This window comes from Acinetobacter sp. DMC2 (assembly GCF_056314305.1).
Genome location: NZ_JBQUYP010000006.1, coordinates 277,764 through 296,907 on the forward strand (window position 1 = coordinate 277,764; position 19,144 = coordinate 296,907).

Sequence of the window (19,144 nt, forward strand, 5' to 3'; positions counted from 1 at the left end):
GTCATATCCCAATTTTTGTCTTTATATCTCGATCACATAGCCAACGATATAAAAATAAAGTCATTATCGTCACCCATGCACACAGTTGGTAAGTTTTTTCATAGCCTATTTGGGCAATAATAAATCCTACCAGAACTGAACCAATTGCCATCCCTAAATCAAATAAAGTAAAAAATGTTGAAACCGCATAACCAATTCTTTTTTTCTCAACAGATTGTATCGCCATTGTTTGAAAAATAGGAAAAAGTGATCCATACCCTGCACCGATCAAAGCCGCTGCAAACCAATACTCCCACTGTGTTTGCATTTGACTCACCAAGAATAATCCTATCGCAAAAAGAATAAACGAAGGATAAACTACTGAGTTAGCCCCTCTTTTATCATATGAATAGCCAACCCACGGACGTGCGATAATCATTGATATTGCAAAGATAATAAAAAATATACTTGTCGCAGTGAGTAAGTTTTTAGTTTCACTATAGATACTTATAAAACTCATAATACTTGAATAAGCCATTGCAACAAATAATGCAATCACACCTATAGGAACCACTCTTCTTTCGATAATATCGTTTAAAGTAATCTTTCGGGTTGTCTGAACCAAAGGTTTATCTTTTAACGAAGACACAGGTATAAGGAAGCAAAAAACTAAACCTAAACACACAATTAAAGTGAGAAGAATAAATAGGTTATAAAAACTGGTGTAGCGTACAGTGGCTAAAGCAATCATCGGTCCAAATACTACTGCTAAATTCGTAGACATGACGAAATACCCCATACCTTCACCCTTTCTCTGCTCTGGTATGAATTCATTCACAATGGGTACTGTTACCGTAGTCAAAATACTAAACCAGATTCCATGCAAGAAACGAATCAGCAGCAATATCCATAGTTGATTGACCCATAAATAACCAAAGGCCAAAAATGCAAACAGTAATGCTGAACCTCGTAATGCATTTTTTTCACCCAACCAATCAATAATTAGACCAGCAAAAGGACGAATGGCAATCGATGAAATCAAGAATAGGGTTAATGCTAAACCTGCCTGACTAATTGAACCAGATAATTCTTTTAAAATATAAAGAGGTAATATGGTGAGCAAAGCATAGTAATAAATGAATAAAAAAAGGTTGTTCAATATACAGAGGATAAATGAACGATTCCAAAGCTTTTCCTTGGCAACTGGGTACATTTCTCTTACTCAATTTAGATTCTTATTTCAAATACGAATTAAATTCGTATGATAGTTACAATAATCGATTTGCTTTAAGCTTAGAGTGGATAGATTTAAGACTTCTTAAATGAGGGAAAAAGCTCTGAGAATAAGAGCTTTTTCCATTGTTCTATTTGAACTATTTAACCTGATGTAATCGACGAATCACCAGAAGCATCAGTAATGCTGAAATAACAATTCCAGGAATAGCAGCAGAAATAACACCTGCAGCACCACTTCCCATAGCAAGCAACTGACCAGCAATTGCAGGACCCAGCATTGCTCCTATACGCCCAACTGCTGCTGCACTCCCTACGCCAGTTGCTCGAATTTCTGTTGGATATACAATACTTCCAAAAGCATATAAAACGCCTTGACCACCAATAGTAAATGTTCCCATTAAGGCTGCTGCTGCATACATTGCAGTTAAATTCCCAGCCCCATTCAAACTAAATAAGCCAGCTAAAATACCTATATACATAAGGATAATCACATAAGCTTTATTCCAACGGTCAATCAAAATACCCAGTACAACGGTACCTATAGCAGCTCCCATTTGGAAAAACACTTGAGCTAAACTGCCTTGTTGACGAGAGAAGCCTAACTCCATAAATAGAGACGGCAACCAGCTCAACATAATGTATACAACCATCAAAGTGAAAAAATAGCTGGCCCACAACAAGAGAGTTTGACCCGCATAGTTATTTCGGAATAGATCTTTAAAAGAGCTTTCTAAGCGAGCAATAGATTTATCACGAAATCTAGTTTGTAAAAACTCTTGAGATTCCGGCAAAAATTTAATCATGAGTGGAATTACAAGAATTGGAACTATTCCACCGACATAAAAAATTGTTTTCCAATTTCCAGTTACATCATAAGCTGCAATCAATGATACTAATATGGCACCTATTGGCATACCACAGTACATCAAACCTACAGCACGCCCACGATTTTGGTTAGAAACAGCTTCCGAGGCTAAGGCAATTAAATTTGGCATTGCTGCCCCTAATCCTGCCCCTGCTAAAAAACGTACTAATAACAAAGTGTAGAAACTATTCACCCAAACTGTAAGAAGAGTAAATATTGCAAAAATAGTCACTGCCCCGATCAGCACCATCTTGCGACCAACACGATCTGCATAACGACCGCCCATTAATGCACCAGGTAATAATCCCAAGATGCCTGCACTAAAAAAAATGCCTAGCTGAGAGCTATTTAAACCAAAATGTTCTCGTATACCTACAGCAGCGATACCTGCAGCTTGTATATCAATTCCTTCAATCACAGCTATTAAAAAACAAATGACAATTGTAATAATAGAGTGCTTATTTCCTGCACGGTCCATAGAAAAATCCTTTTCTACTAGTTTAAAAAAATCCTTTGATATATTTTATTAAAGGTCTCTTTTTCTAAATTAGCCTTAAGTTTTATAAATTTATAAAAATATGAATCAAAGTCTTAGAAAGACAGCTCACGTATTAACTTGTTATATAAAATTTTTATAATAAATTTAAAAATTAACATAAATTACAATCACTTAATTAAAAATTAAAGACAAAATAAATTTTTACTATATAAAAAATATCTTACATAGCGAACTTTAATGTTTTTTATTAATAGTTATAAATTATAATGTAGTTTAAAATAAGTATTAATATTATAAACTCATATAGAACTGATATGATTACCCATAAAAAAACCGCCATATAATCATGACGGTTTTTATCTTTAGTATTAAATAGGCTTTTAGTATAAGAACCCTAATTAAATTAATTTACGTAATTCAATCGATACATCAAGTAGCTTTTCTCTATCAAAGGTAATAGAACTAGAAACCAATTTTTTTAAATGCCGTACATTTTTAGCTTGATTAACTGCAATACCAGCAACAATGATGCCTTGATCTAACCCAAATAAGGTGAAACTAACATTTTGGTCCTGTTGCGTATTTATATCGCCTCGTATATGCCATTCTTTTGCAGACATATCACCAACGAATTGAAAATTAATATCATATTGGTCGGTCCAAAACCATGATGGATTCGTTTTCGGCTGTTCTATTCCCATCACATGGCGAGCAAAAATACCTGCTTGATTATTGGCATTTTCCCAAGTTTCTATACGAGAATACTGACCATCTGCACGTAACTGAGTTGCTACATCACCAGCAGCATAAATATCCGGATGGGAAGTTTGACAATTTTCATTCACTTTAATAGCGAAATCGACGTTCAAGCCAGCGTCTATAGCCAATTGGGCATTTGGTACAATTCCAATACCATAAATAACTGCATCAGCAATGAGTTCCTCACCGCTTTCCAAGGTGATGACAATCTCTTCACCGCGCAGTTGGGTTTCAGAAATTTTCACATTTAGTCGAATATCAACACCTCGGCTACGGTGCTGATTAAGTAAAAACTCACTAATAATTGCTGGTGAACGCCCCATAATCATTGGAGTTTGTTCTAGCACAGTCACATGACAGTCTTTAAATCGAGCACTAGATGCTAACTCAAGACCAATCACGCCACCGCCGACCAATAAAATACGCTTACCCGGCTGTAGTACTGGAATTAATGCCTGCGAATCTTCTAAATTCCGTAAGGTATAAACATTTTTACCCAATGCATCTAAAACTGGAAGACGGCGAGGTGCACCACCTGTTGCTAACAATAATTTGTCATAATGGAGATGTTCGCCATTTTTCAAAATCACTTGATATTGTTCAGGTACAATCTTTACAACAGCATTATCTTTAATAAACTCTACGCCTAAGTCTTCTAATTTCTGTTGTGAGAGTATTTCAATCTTAGTCTGTTCTGGTCGTAGAATCATGTCTTTAGACAATGGTGGGCGTTCGTAAGGTAAATGAGGTTCATCCCCTATCAGGATAATTCGACCCTCATATTTATTACAACGCAACTCTAAAATAGCACTTGCACCAGCTTGTCCAGCACCAATGATGACAATAGTTTGAATATTCATTGCTTACCCTTTATTTCAACTCGGCAGACACTATGCCAAAGCCCGCAATCCATTCACTGATTGGTTCATAGCAATGTAAGGTCATTTCATAATCACCTACAGTCTGTAATGCAGCAAAAGCAGCCATCCAAGTACGGACTTCTTGTCCCCCACGCCCACCTTCACGGCGGATTTCATCTTCGGTCATTGCTTCAAGTGCAGCGAAGTCTGCATTTTTGAATTTTTCCAATAACTGTTCATCCCATTCCGGATTAAGTGGAACAGCTACACTTTTGTCTCCTGCAGCCAAACGCTGTCCAACTGAAATGATTTTAGCCTGACGCGCATTTCGAGCTTCAGTCGTCGGGTTACGTCCAGCAATGAGAAACTCTTCGACTTCTGGTGGCACTGAACCCATTTGAGGCGTTGGTGGATCATGTGAAAGCCCACCTGTCCCCAAAATTAGAATACGTTCATTTTCCTGATTAATTGATTTGATGAACGCTCCAATTGCACGACCTAAAGCAAGCGTTCGCTTTGTTGTAGGCATTGGTGCAGCAGCGCCATTAATAAATATAGGAATCGTTGGATAACGGCTCAGTTGACCATCACATAAAAAATGAAGCGGTTGGGTTACCCCATGATCTGCTTGCATCCGATATGAATAAGCCACATCTACGCCTTCATCAAGTACCTTTCGGATTAAGCTTAATGCTGTGCTTTCCGGCACATTAAGCTCACCAGGACCATAATTCCAATCACCTGCTGCTGTCGCACGTATACCAACACAGAAACTAGGCATCAGGTCATAAAAGAAGCCATTAAAATGATCTGGTCCAAAAGCAATAATTAAGGTTGGGTTGTATGCTTTGACTTCTGCAGCAAGTTTTTCAAAAGTCTTACGCACCGTTTGTTCTTGCTGCTGTTCTGCCGGAGACGCAAATTCCATTAGCGGGCTATGAGAAGCACAAATAAGTTTAACAGTCATGGTTAGCTCCGAAATAAGACAGTTTTTAGCTGCCTTATTAGTCCATTAATATCGGATTAAAATTAAGCATCAAAAAAACCAGCGTTCGCTTGGCGTAAGCCACGAATGCCTAAACCACAGTCAGCATTAATGAAAACACCGGATAATGGTCGGTTATTTTGACGTGATGCGAGCAATACATAAGAACCAGTCATGTCTTCTGGTTCGGGTAAGAATCTCAATGGCATACCCTGCCCAATTTTTTGGGGATCGCGTGCATCAAGTAATCCTAGATTTTCCTGCCCAAGGGATGCTGCGCCTTTCACATTGACATTCATGCCAGATGGAGCAACTGCATTCACACGTACTTTGGGTGCCAGCTCATAGGCCAGTTCACGCACCAAACCCACACCAGCATGTTTTGATGCGGTATAAATTGGACCACCACCAGATGAATAAAACGCTGAGTTAGATAAGGTAAAAATCATCGAGCCTTCAGTTTTGAGTAACTCATCTAAAGCTGCTTTTGCACCAAGCAAATAGCCTTTCGTGTTAATACTCATAATTTCATCAAAGGCTTTGTCTAACTGTTCGCCACTCATGTTGACGATGTCAGCATAATGATCCCAAATACCAGCGTTACCAATAAAACAATCTAGCTTTCCAAAGCGCTCCACTGTGGCCTGCACGGCACGAACGTTATCCTGAAAACTAGCTACGTCTCCGGTAACCGCTACAATTTTGTCACCATAGCGTGCAATCAATTCATCTACTTTTGATTGTGAACGTTGCAACACACCAACATGTGCACCCTCTTGCAAAAAGCGCTCAACTAAAGCGAGTCCTAGTCCTGAACCACCACCAGTAATCAGCGCAACTTCACCCTCTAGCCATCCCATAATTACGCTCCTACCATTTCGACATAGAGTGCGCCGTCTTCAATCACGACAGGAAATGTCTGAATCGAATCAGTCGCGGGTACACATTGTGGTACACCCGTTTTCAAACAAAAACGTGATGCATGGAGTGGGCATTCAACCGTACCATCATCTTCCAAGTAACCTTCTGACATAGAAGCATTACCATGACTGCATTTATCATTCATGGCAAAAAACTCACCATTGAAATTGAACACTGCAAGTGCAGCAATATCACCTACATTACAATCTACTTTCAGCGCTTCGCCTTCATCCAACTCATCAATCTGACAAACGAAAATTTTATTCATTAGAAAAACACCGTAATATTGTGAGAAATCAAAGTCGCTTGATCGAGAGTGATATCGCGTTTAGCAATTTTCCAACCCAAGCTGCTACTATCATCTTTTCGAATCAGGTCAACACGTTTACCCACATAGACCAGCACGTCTTTTTCTTTCTGTGAGCGATAAAGCAAATAGTTACTAAAAACCTGATATTCATTCGCCTGTTCTGTTGCTTCGACCCGAATATTGGTAATCAAGTGACGTGTACGTGATGGGGGTTCTTCTGACCATGACATACCGGTTTCTAATTTGGCTACACGACGCTCTAGTACAAATTTATCGTCGTGATAAATCCATGTTGATGGTGGTGCTATACATTTACGACGATCACGTGTTTGCGCATTTGTCGTCGTTTTGAGTGTATATAAAATATCTTCGCTCAAAATGTCTAACCAATCACGAAATTTCCAGTCATCTAATAACTGCGCTTCTGCATATAAAAACTGACTAATGTCGTGGTGAAGTTCTAATCCGATAGAACGCCATACTGGCTGTGGTTTTAATGAGTCAATGATCTGATTCATTTCACAAGCTCCTTCTCATCCTTTTTAGCCGCTTTTTTCAAAAGCTCTTGCTCATAAGCCTCATCTGCCCGTTGTACGTCTTCCCATTTTTCATGCATCAACAAGTTTGCCCAATGACGATACATGCCACGTGCAGCTGTTTCAGAGAAAACATGGTTGGTAATACCAGGGATACCATCTTCACGGTATTTTTCATTACCAAGGCCCATTTCCATGATGAGTTTGCTCTTACGCGCTTTATATCCCCGTAAAACTTTCTGGATTTCAATCCAGTTTTCACCGTCATCGGCTTCAGCAAAACCAGCCGGACCAAATGCTCGACAAGCATTCAACTCCATCGCTTCTTTGATATGCTGTGGCGCTGCTTTGTCCGTGATACAGAATGCCCAAACTTCAGTTTTATCTGGTCCACGTGGATGCCAAATACGCATGGTCGTCATACCATTTAGCCAAGACAAAGTTGGGAACATGGTGTTATGGCCTGCCAAACGTAAAGCACGAGTGTCGCCCAAACGCTCTTTTGTTTCTTCATACGTTTCGCGGAAATAATCTGCCACCTGACCATCCACCCAGAAATTAGCATCTGGTTTTTCGGTCAGAAAGAAGCCTGAGCCATGGCCACGTTGACCATATTGCACACAGCTTTCTGCAGTTTCCCAAACTGGTCGTGCAGTTTGCGCGCTACCTAATGCTTTAGAAGTATCATCATTTGGTTTTCCACCTAACACTTGTACTGCTGAGGCATGTGAGTAAGGCGCATGGTATTGGTCAGAAGCAAACTGTTCTGCTGCAAATTTCCAGTTACAGTTAATCTCCCATTTATGGATGCCACCAATCACTTCAGAGCCACCTTCACGGCGGTCAATCATTGCATTGAGATACCATGCAATATCACCCATATAATCAAGTAATTCAGGAGTATCTTCAGCCCAGCAACCAAAAATTAAACCTTTGTAGCTAGCAACACGTGGAACTTCTTGCAATCCCCATTCTTCTTTACAAGCGCCATGTGGGAAAGCAATACCTTCTAATGGAATATCTTTAAGAGAACCATCAATTCCGTAAGACCAACCGTGATATGGACACGTGAATGCGCGTGTATTGCCACAGTCAGCATAGCTCACACGCATAGAACGATGACGGCATTGATTTAATAATGCCTTAATAGAACCATCTTTTTGGCGAGTAACAATAATGGGATCTTCTCCCATATATGTGTTGAAAAAGTCTCCTGATTTTGGAATTTGACTTTCGTGGCAAAGAAATAGCCAGCAACGTCCAAAAACACGTTCTAACTCTAGTTCGTATAATTGTGGATCTGTGTAGATAGTTGGCGAGATACGTCCATTTTGTGCATCGACTAAAGCATCGATTTCACACACTTCAATTTTTCCATTCATGAGAAGCTCTCCTGCTGCCACCAAAAAGCGCACAACTTAAAATTCAATTTGAATGGATAATGATTTTTTAACTGTTTTAAGTGAAATATTTTATTTGTTTCAAATTAGACTTTTTATGAATTATTCATTATAGATTTTAAATATTAAAATTAAGTTCGACTGATACTGATCAGTAGTTTTATAAAGGGATTTATGGTTTTCAATCATTTAGCATATTTTATTAACGCCCCAAAGTTAATAAAAGATTTTTGGATTACAACTGATATGGAATTACGTCATTTACGCTACTTTGTAATGGTCGCAGAAGAACTCAACTTTAGTAAGGCAGCGTTACGTCTTTACACAGCACAACCTTCTCTAAGTCAACAAATTAAAGACCTCGAAGATGAAGTCGGCGTAAAACTATTACACCGCACCAAACGTAAGGTAGAACTTACGGAAGAAGGTACTGTATTTCTTGAACAAGCTCGACTGACTTTAGCTCAGGCGGACAAAGCAATTGCAATGGCTCGTCAAGTTTCAAAATTTAAAAAACAACAACTGACCATTGGTTTTGTTCCGGTAGTAGAAATGAAAGTTTTTCCGTCTGTTCTTCCCAGTTTACGCATACAAAATCCAAACTTAAAAATTGAATTACGGAGCATGAATAATACCGAACAAATGGAAGCTTTAAAGAAAGGTGAAATTGACATTGCCTTTATGAGAGATAACTTAAATAACGATGAAATTCAGAGTCAATTTGTATTACGTGAACCTCTAATGCTCTTGCTTCCCAGAGATCACCCACTTTCTCAGTACGAGCGTATTCCAGTGAAGCTTTTAAACAATATTGATTTTATTATTCCCTCATTAGAACAGTCGTCAATTTTACATAATACAATTCTTAATTTTGCTGAACTTCATAAAATTAAATTTAATATTGTGCAAACTGCTCATAATATTTTATTTAATATTAATTCAATAGGAATGGGATTGGGTTGCGGAATTTTACCGAGCTATATAGAACCGCTAACTTTAAACAATATTGTCACTAGACCACTTGATGTAGATCTACCATTTTTAGATTTATTTGTAAGCTACCGCAAAGATGCAGAATCTTCAGGAGTTAAAGAATTTATGGATTTATTAAGTAAAGTTTTTTACTTAAATATTAACCAGCTCTAACTTATCTTATTTAATACAAAAGTCTAAGATCAAATGACGAGGCTCAGCAAAAAACTAAAAAATTTAATTTAAATACAGGAAGAATAAATTATTCTTCCTGTATTTTTTATATCTTATTTAACATCATGTACTGCTAAATATTGCTTAATAAGCTGATTAAACTCATCAGCTTTTTCAACTTGTGACCAATGTCCACATTGACTAAAAATATGTGCATCAGCATTAGGTACAATATTCAAAATATCCCAAGTACGTGATACAGGAATAACTACATCTTGCACACCATGAATCAGTAATACTGGAATCTGAATATCTTTCATTTTTTCGAAGTTGAGAGGAAATTCAAAGCGGTCACGATCTCGTGCTCCAACTACTTCCATCAATCGATCCGATGCATAGTCATTTTTAGCAGCCTCAAAACGAACTTTAACTAGCTCATCCGTAACTAAAGACTTATTCACTACAAACATTTCTAAAGTTTTACGGATACCAGCTTCTGTCAATTCAGGATTAGCATGTGCTTTAAGCGCTGCTGTCTGCTTAGCACCACCAGTACCCATTGATACAATACCGAGTACACGCTCTGGATAATCTAAAGCAAACTGGAATGCTAACCAACCACCTAAAGAATTACCTACTATCCACGTTTTTTCAATGCCTAGCGCATCGAGTACCCGAACCGCATGATCTACCCACGCACGGATACCGTAAGCAGTCCCGTCCGCAACAACAGTTTGACCATAACCAATTGAATCAATCGCGATACAACGTCCTTGCTCAGCAATTTGTGGTAAGTTTAACCACCAATTTGCTGCTGCTGAAACACCTGTACCAGAGCCATGCAAAAATAAAATCGGAGTACCTTCTCCAAGCTCATGATAATGAGTTAATTCACCTGTCGCTGTTTCAATCCATTTATCTTCCAAACCAAAAAATGGATCTGTTTTATATTCGGGGATTTGTACTGTGCCCATGTCATTCCTCTTACAATTTATACAGCTCAAATCAAGATTAAGCTGCTTTTAATAGGCCAAATTTTAAATGTTTTACACACCTATCTTACCTGTTCACAGCGCCTAAACTGATACTTGTTTACGATGAGGTGATACAAAAAAAATATTAATAACCACTTGTTATTTAAATAAATATTTAAAATTTATAGGTATATGTCGTTGCAATACGATGTTCCTGCAAATCGCTTGCTTGGCCTGCAATATTGTCGAAGTTCACATCAATATACATCCACTGAAAACCTAAGCCTTTTAACTTCCCTTCTGGCACTACGTAATTCAGAATAAAGTTGAATTCATCTTCTTTGCCTTTACCTGTTAATGCACTTGATTCATAAGCTGAATCAATGCCCCAACCATGCCAATATCTTGCAGTGGTTTTTAAACCTTTAATGCCAAGATCACTAAAATCATAGCTATAAGCCATACCCACCGATTTTTCATCTTTACGGATAAAGCTCGCAACTGACCAGTTATCCAAATAAGGCTGAGGTACCCAACCTGCGAGGGATGGGAAATATGGTGCACCAGTTGCTGCACTCGGGTTACTACCATGGTCACCAAACATTTGCTGATAAGACAAACCTACGCTGTGTGAGCCATAAGTTAAGGTTGAGCCTATAGATAATGCCTGATTATCAATATCACCATACAAGGCGTCTCCCGACTCTGCATTGTCGAAAAAACGTATGTGTGAATCGACTTTTAACTTGTCATAATTGTTTTTATAGTTCACACCCAAGTAATTTTGACGATAGATATTCGTCACATCGCCATAAAAGTAACTTGCAGACCAGTTTTTATTTAACTGGTAATCTATGCCCGCAACATACATCCCATCAGTTTTACCATCATTATTTAATGCTTTAGGCCATAGACCAAAATCCATTGGCTGATTTTCATAACGAGCATTGATACTATCCAAATAACCTAGTGTTAATTTGGTGTTTTTAAAATCTTTTGACTCTAGCCACACCCCATTATAAGTGGTCAATAATTGACGTGATGGATCAAAATGAATTACTGGTGTTACAGGTAAAATTTCACCAACTCTTAATTCAGTTTGGCTGATTTTCGCTTTAAGAGTTGCTCCTATTTTTCCAAACTGGCGCTCTTGTTTTCCTGTGCCTGTACCAGAAATCCCACTGTACGGCAGAACCCAATCGGCATTACGGTCACGGCCATCCAGACGCACAGCATACTGTGCTAACACGTCAACACCGAGTTGTAACGCCCCAAACTCTGCATAGCCCGATTTTGCATCCAGTGTCACAGCTTGCGACCAACTCCCCCAGTTTTTTGCAGGGGTGTCATCATACTGACGATCTAAATAGAAGTTTTTAAATTTCAGCTGAACCTGACTATCTTCAACAAAGCCAGCATATGTGCCAGTAGCCCCTATTGTTGCTATTGCGCAAGCCATTGCGATCCATAACGTTTGACGACGCATTGCGTACTTCCTTTCAATCAATCCATGAAACCAAGCCCTATCATGCTCAACTCTATTTTTATGAAAAATTCGACTAGAGTATTAAGATATTTTTCTTTTTAAACTCAATGCTTTAAAAAAATGTTACTTTTCCAGTAATGGGAATTTTTAACAGATCACCAAAAACGATTAATCATGTCCTAAAAAATAGAACAACTATTTGTTATATATGTATTTATTATAAAAATAACTTTATTTAAATTTGATATTTTTATTTTTCTAATCGTTTTTTTATTTAAATAGAGAATTATTTAATCAAAAATGGTATTCATCTATTTATAGAAAATAACGCTTATATCCAAGTTATTTCATCTAGATCAAATCATTAGATGTAAAAAAGCACTCTCACAGAGTGCTCTTTTTCACTTGTAAAAAACTTATGCGCTCAGTACTTTAGCTTTTGACATAGTCAATGCAAGGTCTTCAATCATATCTTCTTGTCCACCCACCGTACCACGGCGACCAAGCTCTAATAAAATTTCACGCGCAGAGACACCATATTTAGCTTCAGCACGTTTTGCAAATAATAAGAAAGAAGAATACACACCCGCATAACCTAACGTTGCTGCATCACGATCTGCACGAATTGGGTTTAGCATCATTGGAATTACGAGATCTTCTGCAATATCCTGTACTTTAAACAAATCTACGCCTGTATCTATCTGCATACGATTTGCAACTGCAATAAATAACTCAAGTGGCGTATTACCTGCTCCAGCTCCTAGACCAGCAGCAGCCAAATCAACCCGAATTGCACCAGCTTCAACTGCAGCAACGGTATTGGCAACGCCCATACCCAAGTTATGGTGACCATGGAAACCTAACTCAATACTGCTATCAAGTTCTTGACGAAGTAACCCAACCCGATCGGTAACATCTTGTGGCAACATATAACCAGCTGAATCTGTAACATAAATACAGTTAGCACCGTAAGACACCATTTTTTTTGCTTCTTCTAGCAAATGTTCTGGTGTAGCCATATGAGCCAGCATTAAAAAGCCTACTGTATCCATTCCCAATTTACGAGCAGCAGTAATATGCTGTTCAGATACATCTGCTTCTGTACAGTGCGTCGCAACACGAATCGTTGAAACACCAATCTCATGTGCCATTTTTAAATGATCAACTGTTCCAATACCCGGTAATAAAAGTGCAGATACCTTAGCATTTTTCATACGTGGCACAACCGCAGACAAATATTCTTCATCTGTTGCAGCGGCAAAACCATAGTTAACGGAACTACCACCTAAACCATCACCATGAGTGACTTCAATCAAGGGTACACCCGCCTCATCTAAAGCAGTTGAAATAGCAATCATTTGCTCAACTGTAGTTTGATGGCGTTGAGGATGCATCCCATCACGTAGCGTCATATCATGCACAATAATCTTAGACATACGGTTTCTCCTTAAACAGCTTCTACTTTTTGGTTAGATAAAACGCGTTCTGCAAACATTTCTGCAGTACGAGCGGCTGCCGCAGTCATAATGTCAAGGTTACCGGCATATTTCGGTAAATAATCCCCTAAGCCTTCTACTTCAAGAAACATAGAAACACGATTACCATCAAATACAGGTCCATTCACTAGTTTGTAACCTGGTACATACTTTTGTACCTCTTTGATCATGGCATTCACTGATTCAGTAATTGCTACTTGGTCAGGCTCTCCTTCAACTAAACAATGTACTGTGTCGCGCATCATTAATGGAGGTTCAGCAGGATTGATAATAATGATGGCTTTACCTTGTTTTGCACCACCAACTTTTTCAATTGCGCCAGCAGTTGTACGAGTAAATTCATCAATATTTTTACGCGTACCTGGGCCAACCGATTTGGTCGATACAGTCGCAATGATTTCAGCATAATCAACTGGTTGAACACGTGAAATTGCAGCAACCATTGGAATTGTTGCTTGCCCACCACAAGTTACCATATTCACATTAGGTACTTCACCCGCGTCCAGCAAAGCTTCCAAGTTCACTGGTGGAACACAAAATGGACCTATTGCTGCAGGAGTCAAATCAATCATTAACACGCCAAGCTCATTAAGCTTACGGCTGTTCTCTGCATGCACATAAGCAGAAGTTGCATCAAAAGCAATTTTGATATCATCTTCAAGTACATGAGGTAATAAACCGTCAACCCCGTCTGATGTCGTTTTTAAACCCATTTTTGCAGCACGAGCCAAGCCTTCAGAAGTAGGATCAATCCCCACCATCCAAACAGGCTCTAGTACTTCACTACGCTGTAATTTATATAATAAATCTGTTCCAATATTTCCTGGACCGATTAAGGCACATTTGATCTTTTTCATTTCCTTATCCTTTATTCAGTAGCAAAACATGCAGTAACTGAATCGAAGCCTTCAATTTCAACTATAAACTCATCTCCGGGATGAGCTACAACCATTGGACCTAATGCCCCTGTCAGGACAATATCTCCTGCTTGTAACGGACGTCCTCGTCTCACCATTTCATCGGCTAACCAAATTGCCGCATTCAACGGATTGGCCAAACAAGCTTTACCCACGCCCTGCGAAACAATCTCACTACCACGAGTCATAACCATTTTGCAGTTCACTAAATCAAGTTGACTAAGCTGCACTGGACGTGAACCTAAAACAAAAGCTGCACTAGAAGCATTGTCAGCAACTGTGTCAATCAATGAAATTTTCCAGTTCTCAATACGACTATCAACTACTTCAACAGCAGGTAAGGCATAGTCTGTCGCACTAATAATGTCTGCATATGTATGTCGGGTTTGAGTTAAATCATGTTTGAGTACAAGCGCAATTTCAGCCTCAACTTTTGGCTGAATCAATTTGCTCATTGGAATTGCTTCACCATCACCGTATGCCATATCGGCGAATAACATTCCAAAGTCAGGTTGATCTACACCAAGCTGAGCTTGTACGACTTTAGAAGTCAGTCCAATTTTACGACCTACTAAACGGCGTCCTTCCGAGAGTGCACGTACAGTATTGATTTCCTGTACTGCATAAGCGATATCCACACCTGCCTGTTCACCACCGAGTTCAGCACGAATCGGAACAATCGCAGTTTGTGATAGTTCAGCCTGCCTTAAGGCAAAAGCAACTGAATCAACAACAGCAGAATTCGACATCAATATTTCCTTAAACTGCAAAATTGAATGTTTACTGCGTTACGAAAGGTATAGAACGGAACACGAAGTTCAGGCAAATTAGACACACCAAATCCCTTGTGTTTTCCGAGACAGCTACCTACTGGAACGTGTACATAAAACAGATTAAGAATGGGAAAAACCCTAATTAAATGCCAATACTTATTTTGTTTTACGCAATAGTTTTTATTTATAATCAAGACTTGAGTAGGTTTGCGTTTCCTTAATATCTTAGAAACTTTATAAGATTCTTCTTTTATAATTTTAACACCCACATTTAGATTAACTATCACATGAAAAGAAGTATTTTATTAAATAAATGGTAGTTTAATTATTAAGTACACCATAAAAATTCTAGTTATACTTAATTAGTTTTTTAATCAAATACTTGCCTTTAGAAAGTATGATAAAAAGAATAGAACATTTGACAGTTCCTTTTGGGGACTTGCATCTTATCTACCTGATTATTCTTATTGTTTATGTATTTTACGCTGATACTAAATTTAGATAAAAAACCGCTTATTAGCTTTTTTATTTTATAGATTTTTTCATCCCCAAGTTTTATGTGCCGTCATTCCTTTAACATTTTTTATATCCAGTGCCTCGTAGCTGCCTATCACGGCGCAAGTCTGTAACACGTAGATGTAAATAAAGCGACTCTATTATTCAAGCCATCTGTTATCACTACTTCATAATGCGCAAATTTTTTACTACTTCCGACCTTGGTTGCCGTTGCAAATAACATTCTATCTTTAACACCGCTCATATAGCGAATATCTGCCTGTAGGCCAGTATATGGCGCATCCCCTGCATTACAAGCCATCGCAAAAGCAATATCGGCTAAAGAAAATATGACACCACCATGCACCCCGCCCAAGGCATTCGTGTGTTCGTCTTTTACATTAAGCTTGCAACGCGCCTCATCAAAACTGCGATGCAGCACTTCAACACCTAATAGCTCTGCGAATTGATCAACCGCAGTATTTTCCATTTTTTGCACAGACGTCTCCCTACTCGTGCGAGTATTCCTTAAGTATTAAACCTATGTGTATTGAAATCGACTAATTAAAAGTCGTTAAACGCTATCTTGTTTAATCTGATAGTTTGAAGAACTAAAGTCCTTATAGGTCAGGCGGTCATCCGACTCTGAGCTTAATGGCTGAACTTCTTGCATTGAGTTTAAGCAGCGCTGTGCAAGCTCAATGTATTCTTGCGTGCCTCTAGTTTTCCACTTTTTTTCTTGTTCTGACAAATCACGTGTAACCTTGGCAGGACTGCCCATTGCCAATACATTTGCCGGAATAATATCTTTGGTTTTAACTAAACTATTTGCACCAATAATGGTGTTTTCACCAATTTCGGCATAGTCCAAAATTACGCTGTTCATGCCGACCAAAACATTTTTTCCAATACGACAGCCATGCAAAATTGCCCCATGCCCAATGTGCCCCATTTCCTCAACTAACGTCACACTTTGTGGAAAACCATGTACGGTGCAGTTATCTTGTATATTGGCATTTTGCTTAATATGAATACGACCAAAATCGGCACGCAATGAAGCAAATGGCCCTACATATACACCCGCTTCAATAATCACATCACCAATTAAAACAGCGGTTGGATGTACAAAAGCCTCTGGGCTGACGACGGGAATAACACCGTCAATACTATAACAAGGCATGATTTAACCTCTCATTTGTCGCAACCAAACCTCCGAAACGGCGCCAATAGTGTGCTGTGGCATTTGGCATTGGTCCTTCTGCTGTTGCGGCAACAGACAAGAAGTATTCATCGGCAGGTTCAAATACTTTTTTATAAATATTCATTGATAACGTTCGTGCACTAATCGCAGGCCAGTCAGTTGGCAACAATTCAAGCGGTAATGCAGGGTCTTTCAACAAAATCCGTCGATAATAATGAATCAGCAAAGTTCGAATTTGAAAGGCCTGAACAGGTTCGAGTTGTTCGTTTTCCTGCATCAGCAACACGCCAATTTCTCTAAAAATATCGAGAAACTGTAGATATCTTTGGCGCAATTCATCGATTGGCCAGTTGGTTCTGAGCATACGTCCAATGGTATCGACCGAATTATTAAAGAGCTGCAAGGTTTCGGCTTTAAACACCACCACTTGCTCACTCATATTTAAGTCAACCAACAAGCGTTGCAGTTCAATACGGTTACAACCCGGATAAGCCATTAAGTTTGTCGAAATATTGGCAAATCCTAACCATTCGAGTTCTTTCTTTAACAACGCTTTATTTTCAGTGTCGAGGCTAGACATCAGAATAAGATCCCAATAATGATCCCACTCTTTCATCTGGTCGTTATAAATGCGTTGCTCTGCTTGCAAATAAGTCGAACGGCTCGAATCGGTAATGCGATAAAAACTGGTTCTGCCGATTTTGTCCGAACATAGCCAATCATTTTTAACTAAACGAAAAACAGAGGTTCTTACAGCGCGGTCATTAAACCCAAACAGCTCTAATAACTGAATCAGGCTCGCAAGACTAATGTTTCCACCCCGATGAAGTACTGAATCTCCAAAAATTGTCGAAATAAGCGAAGTTCCACTTAAGGTTTCATTCTTTACAACAGAATCAATTATTTGCTGTATTTTTGCACTCATACTCATGTCTTGGCGTTTAGTTTCAGGGTATAGATTCTATACCCTGAATGATCTTGATGTTAAGCAATCTGACGCATATCGATTACCCGCTTTGCCTTGCCTTCCGAACGAGGTAAGGTCGCTTCTGTCACAACTTCTACAGTAACGCTAATCCCAATCATGGTTTTAATACGTTTCATCAACTCCTGAGCAAGTTGATTGGCCTGTATATTACAGTTATGACACATCTCTGTACGAATATGCAAAGTATCCATATGGCCTTTTTTAGTCACCAAAATTTCATAATTTGGAACTAAATGCGGAACTTGCAAAATTTGCTCTTCAATCTGAGTCGGGAAAACATTCACACCGCGAATAATGAGCATGTCGTCACTACGGCCCACAATTTTATCCATCTTACGCATTGCCAGATTTTCTCCAGCGAGTAAACGGGTCAAATCACGGGTACGGTAACGAATAATTGGCAAGCCTTCTTTGGTAATGGTCGTAAAGACTAACTCGCCAAGTTCGCCATCTTTACAGACTTCACCCGTTTCAGGGTTAATAATTTCTGGGTAGAAATGATCTTCCCAAATGGTTAGCCCTTCACCCTCGCCTAAGCACTGCATGGCAACGCCCGGCCCCATCACTTCAGACAAACCATAAATATCGAGTGCTTTAATATTGAGGCGTTCTTCAATTTCACGGCGCAGTTCATTGGTCCATGGTTCAGCACCAAAAATACCGACTTTTAAAGACGTATTACGTGCAGTACCAAATTGCTGTTCTAGCTTTTCAATAATACTCACGCAATACGATGGCGTAACCATAATTGCAGTCGGTTTAAAATCTTGAATGAGCTGAACTTGCTTTTCAGTTTGACCGCCAGACATTGGAATAACCGTCGCACCTAAGCGCTCAGCACCATAATGTGCGCCTAGTCCACCTGTAAATAGTCCATAGCCATAAGCCACCTGAACCATATCTTTCGCGGTTAAACCTGCCATGCGTAAGCAACGCGCAACAATGTCCGACCAAGTATTAATATCTTTTTGGGTATAACCCACCACAGTCGGTTTACCCGTTGTGCCTGATGATGCATGTAAACGCACAATCTGCTCTTGTGGTACAGCAAACATTCCAAACGGATAGTTGTCTCTTAAATCCTGTTTGGTGGTAAATGGAAACTTCGCCAGATCGTCTAAAGTTACGAAGTCATCAGGATGTACACCTGCTTCATCGAACTTTTTCTTATAGACCGGACTATTTTCATATACAAAAGTCAGGGTTTGTTTTAACCGTTTAGTTTGCAGCTCTCTAAGCTCTGCAAGTGTTAATTGTTCAACATTATCCGTTGTAAGGCTGTCCATCGCCTATCTCCTCATTATGTAATTTTTAAAAC

General features: G+C 39.0%; 18 protein-coding genes. 1 reads left to right on the plus strand and 17 read right to left on the minus strand.

Features of this window, described 5'->3' with window-relative positions; translation table 11 throughout:
• Position 1: 1 nt before the first annotated feature.
• From ACT53H_RS14700 to hcaE, 8 genes are all read right to left on the minus strand, one after another.
• On the minus strand, positions 2–1,192 hold the full coding sequence (locus tag ACT53H_RS14700; RefSeq protein WP_476009518.1) for an MFS transporter: 1,191 nt from the start codon (positions 1,190–1,192) through the stop codon (positions 2–4).
• 160 nt (positions 1,193–1,352) lie between these two features.
• Positions 1,353–2,558, minus strand: a complete 1,206-nt coding sequence (gene mhpT / locus ACT53H_RS14705; RefSeq protein ID WP_443271961.1) for a 3-(3-hydroxy-phenyl)propionate transporter MhpT — start codon at positions 2,556–2,558, stop codon at positions 1,353–1,355.
• Between the two features lie 419 nt (positions 2,559–2,977).
• A complete protein-coding gene (hcaD, locus tag ACT53H_RS14710) occupies positions 2,978–4,198 on the minus strand; it encodes a 3-phenylpropionate/cinnamic acid dioxygenase ferredoxin--NAD(+) reductase subunit (protein ID WP_476009519.1) in 1,221 nt (406 codons plus the stop codon).
• A 10-nt stretch (positions 4,199–4,208) separates the two neighbouring features.
• Positions 4,209–5,165 (minus strand): 3-carboxyethylcatechol 2,3-dioxygenase, encoded by a 957-nt coding sequence (locus ACT53H_RS14715; RefSeq protein WP_476009520.1) that lies wholly within the window; start codon positions 5,163–5,165, stop codon positions 4,209–4,211.
• A 62-nt stretch (positions 5,166–5,227) separates the two neighbouring features.
• The gene (gene hcaB / locus ACT53H_RS14720) at positions 5,228–6,043 is read right to left on the minus strand and encodes a 3-phenylpropionate-dihydrodiol/cinnamic acid-dihydrodiol dehydrogenase (RefSeq protein WP_107880335.1); all 816 of its coding nucleotides are present in this window, start codon (positions 6,041–6,043) and stop codon (positions 5,228–5,230) included.
• 2 nt (positions 6,044–6,045) lie between these two features.
• Positions 6,046–6,372, minus strand: a complete 327-nt coding sequence (gene hcaC / locus ACT53H_RS14725) for a 3-phenylpropionate/cinnamic acid dioxygenase ferredoxin subunit (protein WP_001033367.1) — start codon at positions 6,370–6,372, stop codon at positions 6,046–6,048.
• Positions 6,372–6,932 (minus strand): 3-phenylpropionate/cinnamic acid dioxygenase subunit beta, encoded by a 561-nt coding sequence (gene hcaF, locus ACT53H_RS14730; RefSeq protein WP_107880337.1) that lies wholly within the window; start codon positions 6,930–6,932, stop codon positions 6,372–6,374. Before hcaF ends, hcaC begins: the two co-directional genes overlap by 1 nt.
• Positions 6,929–8,332, minus strand: coding sequence for a 3-phenylpropionate/cinnamic acid dioxygenase subunit alpha (gene hcaE / locus ACT53H_RS14735; RefSeq protein ID WP_476009521.1), 1,404 nt, complete (start codon positions 8,330–8,332; stop codon positions 6,929–6,931). The genes hcaF and hcaE overlap by 4 nt, the downstream gene beginning before the upstream one ends.
• A gap of 264 nt (positions 8,333–8,596) precedes the next feature.
• Between hcaE and hcaR the strand changes: the two genes are divergently transcribed.
• Positions 8,597–9,496, plus strand: coding sequence for a DNA-binding transcriptional regulator HcaR (gene hcaR / locus ACT53H_RS14740; protein WP_443271953.1), 900 nt, complete (start codon positions 8,597–8,599; stop codon positions 9,494–9,496).
• 113 nt (positions 9,497–9,609) lie between these two features.
• Here the strand turns inward: hcaR and ACT53H_RS14745 are convergent, their stop codons facing one another.
• The 9 genes from ACT53H_RS14745 to paaK all read right to left on the minus strand — a co-directional run bounded on the left by ACT53H_RS14745 (position 9,610) and on the right by paaK (position 19,112).
• The gene (locus ACT53H_RS14745) at positions 9,610–10,470 is read right to left on the minus strand and encodes an alpha/beta fold hydrolase (protein ID WP_443271951.1); all 861 of its coding nucleotides are present in this window, start codon (positions 10,468–10,470) and stop codon (positions 9,610–9,612) included.
• A 175-nt stretch (positions 10,471–10,645) separates the two neighbouring features.
• Positions 10,646–11,956 (minus strand): OprD family outer membrane porin, encoded by a 1,311-nt coding sequence (locus ACT53H_RS14750; RefSeq protein WP_476009522.1) that lies wholly within the window; start codon positions 11,954–11,956, stop codon positions 10,646–10,648.
• A gap of 416 nt (positions 11,957–12,372) precedes the next feature.
• Entirely contained in the window at positions 12,373–13,392 is a 1,020-nt protein-coding gene (dmpG, locus tag ACT53H_RS14755; protein WP_476009523.1) for a 4-hydroxy-2-oxovalerate aldolase, read from the minus strand.
• Positions 13,393–13,403: 11 nt separating this feature from the next.
• Positions 13,404–14,309, minus strand: a complete 906-nt coding sequence (locus ACT53H_RS14760) for an acetaldehyde dehydrogenase (acetylating) (RefSeq protein WP_476009524.1) — start codon at positions 14,307–14,309, stop codon at positions 13,404–13,406.
• Between the two features lie 11 nt (positions 14,310–14,320).
• Positions 14,321–15,118: a fumarylacetoacetate hydrolase family protein gene (locus ACT53H_RS14765; protein WP_476009525.1), complete on the minus strand. Its 798-nt coding sequence runs from the start codon at positions 15,116–15,118 to the stop codon at positions 14,321–14,323.
• A 634-nt stretch (positions 15,119–15,752) separates the two neighbouring features.
• Entirely contained in the window at positions 15,753–16,136 is a 384-nt protein-coding gene (locus ACT53H_RS14770; protein WP_004793381.1) for a PaaI family thioesterase, read from the minus strand.
• 75 nt (positions 16,137–16,211) lie between these two features.
• Complete coding sequence (locus ACT53H_RS14775) at positions 16,212–16,817, minus strand: DapH/DapD/GlmU-related protein (RefSeq protein WP_440202206.1); 606 nt, start codon at positions 16,815–16,817, stop codon at positions 16,212–16,214.
• Entirely contained in the window at positions 16,804–17,769 is a 966-nt protein-coding gene (gene paaX / locus ACT53H_RS14780; RefSeq protein ID WP_000062822.1) for a phenylacetic acid degradation operon negative regulatory protein PaaX, read from the minus strand. The genes ACT53H_RS14775 and paaX overlap by 14 nt, the downstream gene beginning before the upstream one ends.
• Before the next feature lie 53 nt (positions 17,770–17,822).
• A complete protein-coding gene (gene paaK, locus ACT53H_RS14785; protein WP_004702409.1) occupies positions 17,823–19,112 on the minus strand; it encodes a phenylacetate--CoA ligase PaaK in 1,290 nt (429 codons plus the stop codon).
• Positions 19,113–19,144 lie beyond the last annotated feature (32 nt).